Genomic DNA, 16,797 nt, shown 5'->3' with positions numbered 1-16,797 from the left:
TTGAAGTAAGATGACCTGTAATGAAGGTGTCATATTGCTAAGCCCATGTATAAAAAAGACAAACAGGGAATGATCATTGTTTTGATCGCTTTGACTTTGTTTTTAGCCATTTCAATTGGTTTTAAATTTCAGAGTGCTGTTGTTGCTTTATCTATTGCACTTACTGTCATTCTAGTTCAATTACTGTCAAATCTACATGAGCGCTTAACTCATTTAGAACAGCAGTTTTCTCATCAGAAAACGCCACTTTATTCTATTCACATGCAAAGAACAGTGATTTATGCAGCCGCCTTGGTTGCATTAGTTGCTTATATAAATCATTGGATGTGGATTGCTGGTGGGGCTTTACTGGTTTTATTGCTATGTTTAATTCAAACCATCAGCGCATTTCATACTCGACTGTTGTACCTCGAATCGGCAAAACAAACTGTTCATGCAAATGAGACCATACAGTCTGAAGTTATAAATCCAGCGCTAGAGCAGGTTGGCCTCAACAATACTGGCATGCTAGGCCCTGCCGAAACGGCAACTTTCAATCAAACAGAACAACCGACTCCTGTAAAAACTGCATGGTGGCAACCAGCTGTAGATTGGATGATTCATGGCAATCCAATTTTAAGAGTTGCTGTTGCTGTGCTTATGGTTGGGGTGGTGTTGTTATTACGTTTTGCAAGTGAGCACTGGCAACTTAGTTTGGGTGTCAAACTTGGTTTTATTGCCATTACTGGAGGTGTATTAACAGCATTTGGATATACTTTGCAAAAGAAAAACCAGCTTTTTGCTGTGGCCTTGCAAGGTGTTGGTTTAGCAGTTGTATTCTTAACGCTTGTGTTCTCTCATCATTTTGGTGTAATCGCCAACTTAACTACAGCGAGTATTCTGTTTGCGATTTTATTAGCTATTACGGTCTTCCTGAGTTTAAAACAACAAGCTATTTATTTAGCAATTTTAGCACTCGGTATGGCCTATGCGGCTCCTTTAGTTATTCCGCAATACCGCCCAGATGTAGTCTTCTTATTTAGCTACTATCTTGTTATTAATCTTGCGGTTGCCGCTGTTAATTTTATTCAGCCTTGGAAAATTTTAAATCAAATTTCTTTCTTTGCTACCATGTTTATTGGTGGTAGCGCAATCGCATTTTATGCAGAAGCAACAAAATTTGACACACTAGACTGGATCTTATGGCTTCATATAGCGCTGTTTATTTGGCTCAGTGTGCGTTATAGCCAAAATATATCTCGTGTTTCGGCACATGAAAAACAAGAGGGCATTCGTTTACCTCCACTATTAGATGTAGGCCTTATTTTTAGTGTTCCTGTACTGGGCTTTACATTACATGCCTATTTAGTACATGAGTCTACGCAAGCGTTGACGATTGGTGCTGCTGTTTTGGCTGGTACATATGCAATATTAACTTTCTGGATTAAAAAGACTCATCCTCAGCTTTCAGTTCTTGCAAAAAGCTTTTTCATTCTCGCGGTTGCATTTTTTGCCTTAATTTTCCCACTTGCAAAAGGAGCACACTGGACTGCCATTGGTTGGGTAGCTCAAGGTACGGCTTTAATTGTATGGGGAGTAACTGAACGCTACCGTTTAAGCCGATATATTGGTGTAGTTTTAGTCTTACTCAGCTCACTTGCACTGTTTTATCAGGTGTGGGCAAATGAAGAGTTCCCAACGCTAAGTACAAGCATATATGCACTTGCTCAATTTATTTCTGCCTTTTATTTATTGCAATACAACAGTAAAGAACAACGTTATTTTAGTGCCAGCATGATTAGTGGCATTTTCTTATGCTTAGGTATGTACGCGGGCGCCGTAGCTGGTGTAGAAATAATGACATGGCATCATCATGGTTTGAGTCCATATTTGATGTTTGCCACTGCTCTAATAGCAATATTTAGTGCAGTTGTTCACTATAAATTACGTGTGCAATGGCAAAGTTTGCAGTTAATTTTAATTAGCCTGTTACTGTTGTTAATTTTGGGTGAAGCCTTTACCAGCCAAGTATTCACGCTGTATAAATGGGCCGACATATTACGACAGGGTACTTTTCTTGTGAGTACCATTATTCTTAGTATTTTATTTATTATGGCTCAACCGCAGTCAGATGAATCTGGATACTTAAACGTCTGGGCTGGTTTAAGCTGGTTAGCATTAGCGATAGTTGGTTTGGCTATTTTTCCACAAATGCCAGTTGTTGCTCTGGCTTTCGTTCCTGTGGTTTATTCCCTATGGGCGTATAAAGCTTATAAAACGATACTGTTACATCAAATTCCAGTGTGGTGTTTGAGCCTACTGTGGTTGTTAGTCGTGAGTATTGATCGCCATTCTGCCGAATATCTTTATTTTGTTCCTTTGATTAACTTAACTGACTTTCTTTCAATTGTAGTATTTGCAGGTTTGCTCTTTATTATTTATCAACATACTTTTGATCAAGATAAGTCATTGGAATGGACTTTTAAAATCACAACCATTCTAGTGGGGTTATTGGTGTTTAGTAGTGTGGTTGTCAGGGGCTTGCACCATTACTGGGCGACGCCATTGTGGAGTGCTTCAATTTGGACAAATGGTGAAGTGCAGTTAAGTTTGACATTGCTTTGGGTTATTTTGGCATTTGTATTAACTACATTCTCTAGTCGTAAAATGATTCGTCAACTCTGGTTTGTAGGGGCTGCGCTTTTAGGTATTGTTGTATTAAAGCTAATTTTGCTTGATCTATCGCAAAGTGCGACATTAACTCGCGTCATCTCATTTATTGGAGCGGGTGGGGTAATGTTGATTATTGCTTATCTTGCGCCATTACCACCATCTTCTGTAGAGAAGAATCAAGAGCCTAAGCTTTAGGCTCTCGTTTTAATTCTTTTTGATTACTGTATTGATCGATATCATCTTCAGCAAAAGCGGTAGGTGGTCGATCAATTAAGCCCATTTTCGGTACAGGAATTTCAATTTGATTATCCAAAAATCCATTTCGGATACGTTCTTGCATTTCATCCCGAACTTTTAAAGAATTTTCTTGTCTACACCACATTGCAAATAAAAGTTCAATTGATGATTCTCTGAATGCCGTAACCGTAACAGCAGGTTTTGGGTCATCTAACACGAGCGGATAATTCGCTGCCACATTTAGTAGAACTTCGCGAACTTTAATAATGTCTTCGTGGAAGTTAATTGCAAGTGTAATTGGAATACGCCGTATCGGATATTTAGATAAGTTGTGTACGGGGGCACGAATGAGTTGTTCGTTTGGCAAACGAATATAGACATTGTCGAGTGTAAGTAACTTGACCGAAAGCAAATCAATGGAGATGACTTCGCCTTCAATTGTGTTGCCACGAATAAGGGTGATCTGAATCGTGTCACCGACTTCAAATGAACCTTCACCAATCAAAAATAAACCACTAATCAAGTTACTGGCAGATGTTTGCGATGCAAAACCGAGAGCTACAGTTAAAATCCCTGCTGCACCGAGGAATACACTAAGTTTGAACCCAGCTTCTTTCAAACTCGTCATGATGAAGAGTAAAAAAATAAAATAAAAAATACCACGGCGCCATACAAGGCGTTGGTGAGCATTAAAACGTGAGCCAATGGTTCTAATAAACGTATTCGAAATAATACGAGCAAGAACAAAGCCAATGAAACATAGTACAACAGCGACTAAAATTTCACTAATACGTTCGGTGTTGATATTGGTAAATATACTTTTGAGGCTATCAGCGATATCTTTTGGAATATTTGAATCGGCCATATAAACCTCTTAAAAGAATGAATCAAACATATTGAATAATGCTCCACCAGGTGAGCGTGGCGGGTGAACATAGGTCACTTCACCAGCAAGAGGTGGCGTACGATTTTCAATACGAATACGTGCAGGACGATCAGAACCCTCATAATAAACTTTAATTTGAGAAGTCCATAAACGACCAGTACTTTCACTATAAAAAAGAGGAAGAGCAGTAACTGGCACATTCATACGATCAAAGCGTAATTGATGATTACTTGTGTTGTGAAAGTCAATTGGAGTAACAGCACGGAAAGCGCGTGGTGTTAATAGATTTAAATCAGTACGTCCATCAACGGAAGTGGCATAACAGATTTCTCCTTGCTGCGCATTAGGACCAAACCACGTATCTTTAGGCTGAATTACAGGAATCTCAAACAAAGGTTCATGCTGACTTTCAACTAAGCCTGCAATCCATAATGGTGTACTTATATATAGAGTCCCACGTTGACCTGCTGGAATATAAATAGGATCAACAGGTTTAATAACCACAGAACGATCTGCCAGACGTGGCATCAGTAAAAATTCTGGGTTGGTCTTTCGAAACATGTAACGTTCTACTTGAACCGTATGCGGAAAGGCAAAATGTGGATCGGCAATTGGGTGCCAATCTTGTTCATTATCGTCTTGAAGAGAGGGACGATAATATTCGATGCGCCATTCTTTTATGCCACGTGTTAAACGAAAGAGCATTGAACCGAATTGCCATGCTTTGGACTGGTTAATTTCAAAGTGCTGTTCACCCCACCATTTTAAAGAATTCTGGGGGCGAGGCTGATATTCATTATTTTCAAACAAGACGCAAAATTCCTCTACCGAGTTGTTAAACAGACTTCACGCTGTAATCTGCTTAGAGTACACTCAAAATCATCTTACTCATCATTATAAATTGTGATGCAAATATTGAAACAAATACAAGTTCCATATAGTTTTGCCAAGCGTCATGGTGTTTTATTTCGTTATGACGGTGATCAGGTATTTATTATTAGACGTCAAAACACTGAAAAAATTGCATTGCAGGAAGCAAGACGTATCTTGGGTAAGCCAGCTCATTATCAATTATGTACTGAACAAGAATTTAATACGCTCTTAAGTACGAGTTATGCAGGTGATACAGGGGAATCACAACAAGTTGCAGCTGGTTTAGAAGACCATCCGGATTTATTGAGTTTGGCCGACCAGGTTCCCGAAACAGAAGATTTGATGGACCAAGAAGATGACGCACCTATTGTTCGTCTGATCAATGCACTACTCTCTGAGGCAATTCGAGTAGGGGCTTCTGATATTCATATTGAAGCTTTTGAAAAGAAACTATCTGTACGATTACGTGTAGATGGTCAACTACGTGAGATTGTACAACCACGCCGTGAGCTGGCGCCTCTACTGGTTTCGCGTATTAAAGTTATGGCGAAGCTCGATATTGCTGAAAAACGTGTACCACAAGATGGACGGATTTCTTTACGTCTTGCTGGTCGTGAAGTGGATGTGCGTGTTTCAACTTTGCCATCGTCACATGGTGAAAGGGTCGTTATGCGTTTGCTTGATAAACAAGCGGGCCGACTCAACATGACTCACTTGGGTTTAATGGCTAATGACTATGAGCGTTTAACTCAGTTAGTGCATCGTCCTCACGGTATTATTTTGGTCACAGGGCCTACTGGTTCGGGGAAAACGACCACCTTATACGCAGCTTTGTCTGATCTAAATGACAATACTCGTAATATCTTAACTGCTGAAGATCCAATCGAGTATCAACTCGAAGGTATTGGTCAAACACAAGTGAATACCAAAGTGGATATGACATTTGCTCGTGCTTTAAAAGCAATGTTACGTCAAGATCCTGATGTGGTAATGGTGGGGGAGATTCGTGATCTGGAAACGGCTGAAATTGCAGTTCAAGCATCTTTAACAGGACATTTGGTTTTATCAACACTACATACCAATACCGCTATTGGGGCTGTTACCCGACTTAAAGATATGGGAATTGAACCCTTTTTATTATCAAGTTCTTTAATTGGTGTGATTGCTCAACGTTTGGTTCGTACGTTATGTCCACATTGTATGACATGGCGTGAAGCCGATACTTTTGAGAAGCAGGTTTTTCAGCATATTCATAATGAACCGTTGTTGCAGTTACCTGAAGCCAAAGGGTGCGATCATTGCTCACATTTAGGTTTTAATGGACGTACAGCGATTTATGAAATCGTACCAGTTGATGAGCCCATGCGCCGTCTGATTCATGGTAATGCAGCTGAATATGAATTAGAAAATCATGCTCGTGAGTATTCAGGTTCTATTCGTGATGATGGTTTGCGCAAAGTACTTGCAGGTAAAACTACACTCGAAGAAGTGCTTCGTGTAACCAATGAAGCAAGTGAAGCATAATATTTAAGATGTAAAAAATGCCCGATTTGATTCGGGCATTTTTTAAATATCAAAACTTATTCAGTCACAATATTAAAGGTTACATCAATATTGTTGCGAGTTGCATTTGAATATGGGCAAACAATATGGGCTGCTGCAACTAACTTTTCAGCTTCTTCACGATCCATACCCACTAAGTAAACATTTAAAGTTACTTCGATGCTAAAACCTGTAGGAATTGGTCCAATACCTACTTCACCTTCTACATAAGCATCTTTACTAATATTAAATTTATCGCGGTTTGCAACAAATTTTAAAGCACCTAAAAAGCATGCTGAATAACCAGCTGCGAATAATTGCTCTGGATTTGTTACAGCACCACCAGCGCCACCCATTTCTTTAGGTACACCAAGTTGTACATCTAATACGCCGTCTGATGAAGTCGCACGGCCATCACGACCACCAGTTGCTTTAGCCTTTGCACGATAAACAACTTTTTCTAATGACATCTTTTTTATTCCTAAAATAAATTGAATACAAATATATCGTACACGACTTAATTATTTTGACAAGTCAATTTTGTAAAAAAATTGGTGATTATTTAGCTATATTTGTACGGAGTTTAGTAAGTTGATCTTTGAGGCCTATTAGCGTGGTCATATCACATGAACTTGCTTCTAGTACACCTGCCGGAATATGCATTGCTTGATCTTTTAATTTTTTTCCGTCATCACTCAACGTAATAATCACTTGTCTTTCATCTTGAGATGAACGGGTACGATGAAGCAAATGTTGGGCTTCTAATTTTTTCAAGATAGGGGTAAGGGTAGATGATTCTAAAAAAAGTTTAGCTCCAATTTCTGAAACAGTCACTTGATCCTGTTCCCACAACACTAACATCACTAAATATTGGGGATAGGTAATGCCCAAAGGCGCTAGAAGTTTTCTGTAGAGTTGATTAAGCGCTAAATTTGTTGAATAAATGAGGAAACATAATTGATTCTCAAGCTTTAAGTTTTGACAGTCTTGGTCCATATATTCCTCAAAGAAACTAATATTGCTTTTGTAGTATATCGCGTTCTATTCAGTTTCTTAAATGTTCATCAGAATAGGTTATGAATAAAACAAATTAACGCACATAAAAAATGGAATAATTACATCAATTATTCCATAAGATAAAAATATTCTAGATGAAAGTGTTTACCACAAATCTGCAATTTTTTTCATTAAACGCGCACGATATTTAGCGGTAGGATTATTTGCATTGCGTTGCTGCTCTTGTTCATAAAAGTCTTGCCATGCAGTAATCATTTCAAGCGTGGTGCCTTGTTTTTTAATCACAGAAACATCTGCAGGCTGAATATTTTCTAAACGTTGTCTTGCACCTTCTGCACCCGTACCCCAGCCAATAATTCTTTGGCCAAAAGCGGGTAAGGGGATATTTTTAGGAGTTGCTGGAAGAATATCTGAATTGAGTTGTGCAGCAGGCGAAACAAAATGATTTGTTGTACCAAACTCTGCATAACAATGAATATTTGCCCCCAAGCAAAAAATGCTAAATAAGTATTTCCACATGAATAATTAAACTTTTAATAATGAATCAATTTACGGTGAGTCATCAGAGGCATTGATGAGCGGGTGAGTTCTTGTGCTGTTAAATCAAAGGGGACAGTGATTAAACCACTCCCTTCATATCCAATCATACTTAAAATTTGGCCACGACTATCTGTTGCCCCAGAGTGTCCCCAAGTCTGTCGTTTTTCACCATGCCAGCCCTGTTGTGCTGCGCCTAAAACATAACATTGGCTATCCATTGCTCGAGCTTGTAGCAAAAGCTGCCAGTGCATTTGTCCAGTTGTATAGGTAAACGCAGCAGGAGCAGTAAGAATATGAGCGCCTTGTTGTCTCAGGGTGAGAGCAAGCTCTGGAAAACGTAAGTCATAACATACCATTAAGCCAATATTGCCAAAAGGGGTAGATGTGACTACTACGTCTGTTCCAGGTTCAAAGAAACGAGACTCTTGATAACCACCGACAGCATCACCCACTTGTACATCAAATAAATGGATCTTGTCATAACGTGCTTCTGTACGCTCAGGGCTGATACAAAGACTAACCGTCCGGACTCGACCATCTTGAATAGTAGATCCATCTGGACGAAATGGGCATGGTAAGGTGCCGGCCACAATCCAGATTTGATATTGATGCGCCAGTTTCTCAAGCCTTTGTTGAATAGACTCAAATTGCTTGGCTGTTTCGCGCTGTTTTCCAGCAGCAAAACATACAAAGTTTTCGGGGAAAACAATCAAGCTAGCATTTTGTGCCTTACTTTGTTGAATCAAAGACTCAATGACTTGAAAATTATTTTCAATATCATCTTGAGAGTTCATTTGAGCAACAGAAACAAGGGTCATATTCTAGTCCGGCTTAAAAATCAGGCATTTTGCTTGTCAGATACTTGTTCAAGCGTATCTTGTTCTTTCTGTAACTGCTTCACAAGTGGCTCAAACATGTTCTGATTGTTTGCATTGAGTTTCATCAATGTCTTATGTGCATCCAGAACAGTTCTTAGCATTGCATTATGAGTGATCTGTTCATCAGTTAACGTTAATGTGCAAACGTTAGGATCGCCACAGTAATTCAAAATGACAAAAACCTGCCCTAGCCCCATACTGTTGGCTAAGGTAGTGATATCTGGATTGGTAGATAGCATCACAGCTTGAATATGATGAGTTTGTTTAAGCTTTAAACCTAGCTTAGCCAGGATGCCTAATACCGTACTATCAATAAATGTTGTTTGGGTTAAATCAACGATTGCACCAACAACATTCTCTTGCTGTTCAATTCTGTTTAAAAGTTTGTCTAGACTTATACAAGAATGGGCTCGCACTTCACCAATAAGTTTGAAAATATGCGTTCCATTTAAACTTGCATATTCAACATGACCTGTTGACATATAAATGCCATTTTCAGAGAAGGATAGAAAAATTATCACATAGTGCCATCGCAGACTCAAGAGTCCTTAAGTCGTATATTATGTAATTAATTGATTCGTAAATTAATTCATTCGACAAAGACTAAAGATGGCAATGTCATCAGCTACATGATCGGGTGCTTGAAATGATTGATTTTGCAAATGATGAACCAATTGTTGGAACTGATCATTTAAGCCACCATCAAAAGGTTCAAGAGCTCCATCCGAGCAAACAATGAATCGTGATTGATGGTTTAATGTACAAACATGCTCTTCAACTTCGAGTTCATCAGTTAAGCCTAATGGAAAACTACTGGTTGTTAGAATTTTCGGAGCTTGATTAGGTTCAAAAATGATAGGAGGAGGGTAGTGCCCTGCACTTGACCAGCGAAGCGTATGTGTTTCTAGATTTAAAATACCGACCACAATGGTAATGTGCTTTTCAATATTCTCTTGAACCAACATCCCATTTAATTTTTTTATTAACTGTCTTGGTGTTTTAGAACGGCCATGGAAAGCTGCCATCCATGATGTTAATAAACTACTGGTTACGCCATGTCCTGAAACATCGGCAAGATAGAATAAAACTTCTTTATCATTTAATTTCCAGTAGTCATACCAGTCACCAGAAAGATAAGCTGAAGGCTGAAAAAAAGTTTCGACTTGATAATTTAATAGATCAATTGGATTGGGTAATAGTCTTTTTTGTAGTTCAGCAGCCGAAGGCAAATCACGACTATCTTGATTGCGTTTATATTGCGCATCAATTCTTGATAATGCTTTATTTAAATCGTTAGGTAATTGATTCCACACCCAACCTGCTAGAGCACCAGCCTCCCAAGCTTGAGCTAAAGCAGTACCTTCATGTTCAAAAGCAATCACAATTGTTGGTAAATTCCATTTATAAGTTAGGAAATCTTGTACATCTGCAATTGCAATGATGGTTGGATCATATAAATCTAAATCATCTATGTTAATGACTTGTAAGCCTGGCAATTTATCCAAAGCTTGCTCTAAATAAGGAATAGAGCGTGTCGGTTTAATAAAATACATAGAAGAGATGGTAGTCCTTTTATATGATCACTTTATTCATCATAGAGTATGTATGATCAAAATCAAGGTATTGCCAAACTCTTAATCCGAGCAATACCTTGATTTCATGTTTTAAGGGTTTTGATTCTCATCTGGTGTATCTTCTAAATCATCATCAATGAAAGATACATCAGCTGAGTCGCCCTTTTTTTCTGCAATTTGGAATGCTTTACGTTGGAGATATAAGTCTCGAATCATGGCATATTGATCACCCTGTAAGGTTTGATCTAAATCTAGATATTGAGCACGTGTATCAACAGCTTGTAACATATTACTTGACCAGTAAAGGCCGTCTTGATCATCCATAACATATTTCTGAGGACGAGCTTGGGCATCTACAGCTAAACCAAAACCATCACGTAAAGTACTTGGTCCAAAAAAAGGCAACATAAGAAATGGGCCAGAAGGAACACCATAGTAACCGAGCGTTACACCAAAATTCTCTTCTTCAGTCGGTAAACCTAAACGGCTTGCTGGGTCAGCTAAACCAAGAGTCGTTAATGTATTAATTGTAAAGCGACCTAAAGTTTTTGCTGCACGACCAGGACGACCTTGAATAAGCTGGTTAACTGCATTCCATGGTTCTCCAAGATTTTTACGGAACTGGCGATAAGAACCACGTACATCTTCTGGAGTTTTTTCTTTATATTGAACAGCAACAGGACGTAAAAAATTTCGATCCAACATATCATTAAATGAATAAATTGGACGATTTAATGATTGTAATGGATCTTTTACAGGATCTGGTTGTGCAGCATTTGCATTAATTTTTAAATCTTTAACTTTAATATTTTTTAAATCTTGAATAATTTGTGAGCGGTGATGAGTGGGCGCTGTATTTTCTAATGAGCTAGCATCAGAAGGGTCGCTTGTAGTAGTTTCTTGAGCATATATAGAGGTGCAAACACCTATAGATAACACGCTTAGTAAAATTAAATTAGAATAATTCATATAATTCCTTAACCGCCAGCCAGGCTAATACTTAATGTGCAGTTGGGTGGAGATATGTTTTAATACAAAATTGATAACCTATTATCAATGTAAAATTGATCAAATAATATAGATAAAATGCTAAAAAGCCTAAAAAGTATCCAGTTGATGATATTGATTTAAAAAAGGGGTTGCAAAGGAGTTAGGATGGTCTATAATGCACATCCATCGGCGGTGATGCAGATAGAAACTTGTTGAAAAACAGTTACTTGTGATTAGATTGGTTGCTTTAAGTGATGAATTTGATGAGAAGTTGGTTTAGAGGATAAGTTTTAAAAATATCGAAATTACCTGTTGACTTTTAAGAGATTAAGAGTAATATAGCCGACCTAGCTTGCTGGTGACGAACCAGTAAGAAGATCATTAAGAGAATTGAAGAACAACTTGTGTGGATTTTTACTGATTGATTAATCGAAATAATTTTCATTGATTGATTGGTTTAAATTACTCGAAGTTTATTTGAGCGAAATTTAAGTCAGTAATTGATGAGCCAGAATTGGCACCTTGTCTTTAATAAGGTGCAAAATGATTTTAACTGAAGAGTTTGATCATGGCTCAGATTGAACGCTGGCGGCAGGCTTAACACATGCAAGTCGAGCGGGGTGATGGTGCTTGCACTATCACCTAGCGGCGGACGGGTGAGTAATGCTTAGGAATCTGCCTATTAGTGGGGGACAACATTTCGAAAGGAATGCTAATACCGCATACGTCCTACGGGAGAAAGCAGGGGATCTTCGGACCTTGCGCTAATAGATGAGCCTAAGTCGGATTAGCTAGTTGGTGGGGTAAAGGCCTACCAAGGCGACGATCTGTAGCGGGTCTGAGAGGATGATCCGCCACACTGGGACTGAGACACGGCCCAGACTCCTACGGGAGGCAGCAGTGGGGAATATTGGACAATGGGCGCAAGCCTGATCCAGCCATGCCGCGTGTGTGAAGAAGGCCTTATGGTTGTAAAGCACTTTAAGCGAGGAGGAGGCTACTTTAGATAATACCTAGAGATAGTGGACGTTACTCGCAGAATAAGCACCGGCTAACTCTGTGCCAGCAGCCGCGGTAATACAGAGGGTGCAAGCGTTAATCGGATTTACTGGGCGTAAAGCGCGCGTAGGCGGCTAATTAAGTCAAATGTGAAATCCCCGAGCTTAACTTGGGAATTGCATTCGATACTGGTTAGCTAGAGTGTGGGAGAGGATGGTAGAATTCCAGGTGTAGCGGTGAAATGCGTAGAGATCTGGAGGAATACCGATGGCGAAGGCAGCCATCTGGCCTAACACTGACGCTGAGGTGCGAAAGCATGGGGAGCAAACAGGATTAGATACCCTGGTAGTCCATGCCGTAAACGATGTCTACTAGCCGTTGGGGCCTTTGAGGCTTTAGTGGCGCAGCTAACGCGATAAGTAGACCGCCTGGGGAGTACGGTCGCAAGACTAAAACTCAAATGAATTGACGGGGGCCCGCACAAGCGGTGGAGCATGTGGTTTAATTCGATGCAACGCGAAGAACCTTACCTGGCCTTGACATAGTAAGAACTTTCCAGAGATGGATTGGTGCCTTCGGGAACTTACATACAGGTGCTGCATGGCTGTCGTCAGCTCGTGTCGTGAGATGTTGGGTTAAGTCCCGCAACGAGCGCAACCCTTTTCCTTATTTGCCAGCGAGTAATGTCGGGAACTTTAAGGATACTGCCAGTGACAAACTGGAGGAAGGCGGGGACGATGTCAAGTCATCATGGCCCTTACGGCCAGGGCTACACACGTGCTACAATGGTCGGTACAAAGGGTTGCTACCTAGCGATAGGATGCTAATCTCAAAAAGCCGATCGTAGTCCGGATTGGAGTCTGCAACTCGACTCCATGAAGTCGGAATCGCTAGTAATCGCGGATCAGAATGCCGCGGTGAATACGTTCCCGGGCCTTGTACACACCGCCCGTCACACCATGGGAGTTTGTTGCACCAGAAGTAGCTAGCCTAACTGCAAAGAGGGCGGTTACCACGGTGTGGCCGATGACTGGGGTGAAGTCGTAACAAGGTAGCCGTAGGGGAACCTGCGGCTGGATCACCTCCTTAACGAAAGATTGACGATTGGTAAGAATCCACAACAAGTTGTTCTTCATAGATGTATCTGAGGGTCTGTAGCTCAGTTGGTTAGAGCACACGCTTGATAAGCGTGGGGTCACAAGTTCAAGTCTTGTCAGACCCACCATGACTTTGACTGGTTAAAGTTATAGATAAAAGATACATGACTGATGATGTAAGCTGGGGACTTAGCTTAGTTGGTAGAGCGCCTGCTTTGCACGCAGGAGGTCAGGAGTTCGACTCTCCTAGTCTCCACCAGAACTTAAGAGAAGTTCGGATTACAGAAATTAGTAAATAGAGATTTTAGGATCTTGGTTTATTAACTTCTGTGATTTAAGTATCACGGTATTAAGCATGACCTGACGAAGGCATGTTTATTCATTAACAGATTGGCAAAATTGAGTCTGAAATAAATTGTTCACTCAAGAGTTTAGATTAAGCAATTAATCTGAATGAATTGAGAACTAGCAAATTAACTGAATCAAGCGTTTTGGTATATGAATTTAGATTGAAGCTGTACAGTGTTTAAGTACACAGACAACAGATAGTAGCGATGAAGAATCGCACGGACAACACTCACTTGTAGGTGTTGACGACTGTTTGGGGTTGTATAGTCAAGTAATTAAGTGCATGTGGTGGATGCCTTGGCAGTCAGAGGCGATGAAAGACGTGATAGCCTGCGAAAAGCTCCGGGGAGGCGGCAAATATCCTTTGATCCGGAGATTTCTGAATGGGGGAACCCACCTACTTTAAGGTAGGTATTGCAACATGAATACATAGTGTTGCAAGGCGAACGAGGGGAAGTGAAACATCTCAGTACCCTTAGGAAAAGAAATCAATTGAGATTCCCTCAGTAGCGGCGAGCGAACGGGGATCAGCCCATTAAGTTATGTGTGTTTTAGTGGAACGCTCTGGGAAGTGCGAACGTAGAGGGTGATATTCCCGTACACGAAAGGGCACACATAATGATGACGAGTAGGGCGAGGCACGTGAAACCTTGTCTGAATATGGGGGGACCATCCTCCAAGGCTAAATACTCCTGACTGACCGATAGTGAACCAGTACCGTGAGGGAAAGGCGAAAAGAACCCCTGTGAGGGGAGTGAAATAGATCCTGAAACCGCATGCATACAAGCAGTGGGAGCCGACTTGTTCGGTGACTGCGTACCTTTTGTATAATGGGTCAGCGACTTATATTCAGTAGCGAGGTTAACCGTATAGGGGAGCCGTAGAGAAATCGAGTCTTAATAGGGCGTTTAGTTGCTGGGTATAGACCCGAAACCAGGCGATCTATCCATGAGCAGGTTGAAGGTTGGGTAACACTAACTGGAGGACCGAACCCACTGTCGTTGAAAAGCCAGGGGATGACTTGTGGATAGGGGTGAAAGGCTAATCAAGCCTGGTGATAGCTGGTTCTCCCCGAAAGCTATTTAGGTAGCGCCTCGGACGAATACCATAGGGGGTAGAGCACTGTTTCGGCTAGGGGGTCATCCCGACTTACCAAACCGATGCAAACTCCGAATACCTATGAGTACTATCCGGGAGACAGACTGCGGGTGCTAACGTCCGTAGTCAAGAGGAAAACAATCCAGACCGCCAGCTAAGGCCCCAAAATCATAGTTAAGTGGGAAACGATGTGGGAAGGCATAGACAGCTAGGAGGTTGGCTTAGAAGCAGCCACCCTTTAAAGAAAGCGTAATAGCTCACTAGTCGAGTCGGCCTGCGCGGAAGATGTAACGGGGCTAAAACTATGTGCCGAAGCTGCGGATTTGACATTAGTCAAGTGGTAGGGGAGCGTTCTGTAAGCCGATGAAGGTGTATTGAGAAGTATGCTGGAGGTATCAGAAGTGCGAATGCTGACGTGAGTAACGACAAAACGGGTGAAAAACCCGTTCGCCGAAAGACCAAGGGTTCCAGTCCAACGTTAATCGGGGCTGGGTGAGTCGACCCCTAAGGCGAGGCCGAAAGGCGTAGTCGATGGGAAATTGGTTAATATTCCAATACTTCTGTGTAATGCGATGAGAGGACGGAGAAGGTTAAGTCAGCCTGGCGTTGGTTGTCCAGGTGGAAGGATGTAGGTATGTATCTTAGGCAAATCCGGGGTACTCTATACTGAGATCCGATAGCAAGCTGTACTTGTACAGTGAAGTGGCTGATACCATGCTTCCAGGAAAAGTCTCTAAGCTTCAGTTACACAGGAATCGTACCCGAAACCGACACAGGTGGTCAGGTCGAGTAGACCAAGGCGCTTGAGAGAACTCTGCTGAAGGAACTAGGCAAAATGGTACCGTAACTTCGGGAGAAGGTACGCTGTTGTTGGTGATGGAACTTGCTTCCTGAGCTGACGACAGCCGCAGAAACCAGGCCGCTGCAACTGTTTATTAAAAACATAGCACTCTGCAAACACGAAAGTGGACGTATAGGGTGTGATGCCTGCCCGGTGCTGGAAGGTTAATTGATGGGGTTAGCGTAAGCGAAGCTCTTGATCGAAGCCCCAGTAAACGGCGGCCGTAACTATAACGGTCCTAAGGTAGCGAAATTCCTTGTCGGGTAAGTTCCGACCTGCACGAATGGCATAATGATGGCGGCGCTGTCTCCAGCAGAGGCTCAGTGAAATCGAAATCGCTGTGAAGATGCAGTGTACCCGCGGCTAGACGGAAAGACCCCGTGAACCTTTACTGCAGCTTGACACTGAACTTTGACCTTACTTGTGTAGGATAGGTGGGAGGCTTTGAAGTTGGAACGCTAGTTCCAATGGAGCCGTCCTTGAAATACCACCCTGGTAATGTTGAGGTTCTAACTCTGTCCCGTTATCCGGGACGAGGACCGTGTCTGGTGGGTAGTTTGACTGGGGCGGTCTCCTCCTAAAGAGTAACGGAGGAGTACGAAGGTGCGCTCAGCGTGGTCGGAAATCACGCGTAGAGTATAAAGGCAAAAGCGCGCTTAACTGCGAGACCCACAAGTCGAGCAGGTACGAAAGTAGGTCTTAGTGATCCGGTGGTTCTGTATGGAAGGGCCATCGCTCAACGGATAAAAGGTACTCTGGGGATAACAGGCTGATACCGCCCAAGAGTTCATATCGACGGCGGTGTTTGGCACCTCGATGTCGGCTCATCTCATCCTGGGGCTGAAGCAGGTCCCAAGGGTATGGCTGTTCGCCATTTAAAGAGGTACGCGAGCTGGGTTTAGAACGTCGTGAGACAGTTCGGTCCCTATCTACCGTGGGCGCTGGAAATTTGAGAGGATCTGCTCCTAGTACGAGAGGACCAGAGTGGACGAACCTCTGGTGTACCGGTTGTGACGCCAGTCGCATCGCCGGGTAGCTATGTTCGGAAGGGATAACCGCTGAAAGCATCTAAGCGGGAAGCCTACCTCAAGATAAGATTTCCCTAGGAATTTATTCCTCTAAAGAGCCGTTCGAGACTAGGACGTTGATAGGTTGGATGTGGAAGCATAGTGATATGTGAAGCTGACCAATACTAATTGCTCGTGAGGCTTGACTATACAACACC

The 16,797-nt window shown here is 41.7% G+C and carries 11 protein-coding genes, 2 tRNA genes and 2 rRNA genes; 6 read left to right on the top strand and 9 right to left on the bottom strand.

All coding sequences use genetic code 11. The annotated features are described in order from the left end of the window. Nucleotides 1-45: 45 nt before the first annotated feature. The gene (locus HLV59_RS15445) at nt 46-2,847 is read left to right on the top strand and encodes a DUF2339 domain-containing protein (protein ID WP_171430329.1); all 2,802 of its coding nucleotides are present in this window, start codon (nt 46-48) and stop codon (nt 2,845-2,847) included. Here HLV59_RS15445 and HLV59_RS15440 read toward each other — a convergent pair. Continuing rightward, nucleotides 2,837-3,754, bottom strand: coding sequence for a mechanosensitive ion channel family protein (locus HLV59_RS15440; RefSeq protein WP_057105225.1), 918 nt, complete (start codon nt 3,752-3,754; stop codon nt 2,837-2,839). The two genes, HLV59_RS15445 and HLV59_RS15440, sit on opposite strands and share 11 nt — an antisense overlap. 9 nt (nt 3,755-3,763) lie before the next feature. After that, the gene (locus HLV59_RS15435; protein WP_002117309.1) at nt 3,764-4,585 is read right to left on the bottom strand and encodes a hypothetical protein; all 822 of its coding nucleotides are present in this window, start codon (nt 4,583-4,585) and stop codon (nt 3,764-3,766) included. Between the two features lie 96 nt (nt 4,586-4,681). On the opposite strand from HLV59_RS15435, the gene gspE reads away from it, so the two are divergent. Continuing rightward, the gene (gene gspE, locus HLV59_RS15430) at nt 4,682-6,172 is read left to right on the top strand and encodes a type II secretion system ATPase GspE (protein ID WP_002117200.1); all 1,491 of its coding nucleotides are present in this window, start codon (nt 4,682-4,684) and stop codon (nt 6,170-6,172) included. Nucleotides 6,173-6,228: 56 nt separating this feature from the next. On the opposite strand, the gene HLV59_RS15425 is transcribed toward gspE, so the two are convergent. From HLV59_RS15425 to HLV59_RS15395, 7 genes are all read right to left on the bottom strand, one after another. Then, nucleotides 6,229-6,660 (bottom strand): organic hydroperoxide resistance protein, encoded by a 432-nt coding sequence (locus HLV59_RS15425; RefSeq protein ID WP_002117290.1) that lies wholly within the window; start codon nt 6,658-6,660, stop codon nt 6,229-6,231. An 88-nt stretch (nt 6,661-6,748) separates the two neighbouring features. After that, nucleotides 6,749-7,186, bottom strand: coding sequence for a MarR family winged helix-turn-helix transcriptional regulator (locus HLV59_RS15420; protein WP_171430328.1), 438 nt, complete (start codon nt 7,184-7,186; stop codon nt 6,749-6,751). Nucleotides 7,187-7,351: 165 nt separating this feature from the next. Next, complete coding sequence (locus tag HLV59_RS15415; RefSeq protein WP_005804300.1) at nt 7,352-7,726, bottom strand: DUF4951 domain-containing protein; 375 nt, start codon at nt 7,724-7,726, stop codon at nt 7,352-7,354. 14 nt (nt 7,727-7,740) lie between these two features. Continuing rightward, nucleotides 7,741-8,565, bottom strand: a complete 825-nt coding sequence (locus tag HLV59_RS15410) for a carbon-nitrogen hydrolase family protein (protein WP_171430327.1) — start codon at nt 8,563-8,565, stop codon at nt 7,741-7,743. A 20-nt stretch (nt 8,566-8,585) separates the two neighbouring features. Beyond that, complete coding sequence (gene gigB / locus HLV59_RS15405; protein ID WP_002117273.1) at nt 8,586-9,107, bottom strand: anti-anti-sigma factor GigB; 522 nt, start codon at nt 9,105-9,107, stop codon at nt 8,586-8,588. 102 nt (nt 9,108-9,209) lie between these two features. Next, on the bottom strand, nt 9,210-10,178 hold the full coding sequence (gene gigA / locus HLV59_RS15400; RefSeq protein WP_016144383.1) for an RsbU family protein phosphatase GigA: 969 nt from the start codon (nt 10,176-10,178) through the stop codon (nt 9,210-9,212). Nucleotides 10,179-10,289: 111 nt separating this feature from the next. Continuing rightward, nucleotides 10,290-11,168 carry an MlaA family lipoprotein gene (locus HLV59_RS15395; RefSeq protein ID WP_062849703.1) on the bottom strand — a complete coding sequence of 293 codons (879 nt, stop codon included), beginning with the start codon at nt 11,166-11,168 and terminating at the stop codon, nt 10,290-10,292. A 571-nt stretch (nt 11,169-11,739) separates the two neighbouring features. Between HLV59_RS15395 and HLV59_RS15390 the strand changes: the two genes are divergently transcribed. The 4 genes from HLV59_RS15390 (at nt 11,740) to HLV59_RS15375 (ending at nt 16,789) form a co-directional block, all read left to right on the top strand. Next, nucleotides 11,740-13,277: ribosomal RNA gene (locus HLV59_RS15390) — 16S ribosomal RNA — on the top strand. Between the two features lie 59 nt (nt 13,278-13,336). Further along, nucleotides 13,337-13,413 (top strand) — tRNA-Ile (locus tag HLV59_RS15385). A gap of 55 nt (nt 13,414-13,468) precedes the next feature. Then, a tRNA-Ala gene (locus tag HLV59_RS15380) sits at nt 13,469-13,544 on the top strand. A gap of 354 nt (nt 13,545-13,898) precedes the next feature. After that, nucleotides 13,899-16,789, top strand: a 23S ribosomal RNA gene (locus tag HLV59_RS15375). Together the 16S and 23S rRNA genes with 2 tRNA genes alongside form the textbook arrangement of a ribosomal RNA operon. Nucleotides 16,790-16,797: the final 8 nt, after the last annotated feature.

Source organism: Acinetobacter lactucae (assembly GCF_013122135.1).
Taxonomy (GTDB): Bacteria; Pseudomonadota; Gammaproteobacteria; order Pseudomonadales; family Moraxellaceae; genus Acinetobacter; species Acinetobacter lactucae.
This window is presented reverse-complemented; position numbering and strand designations above follow the sequence as displayed.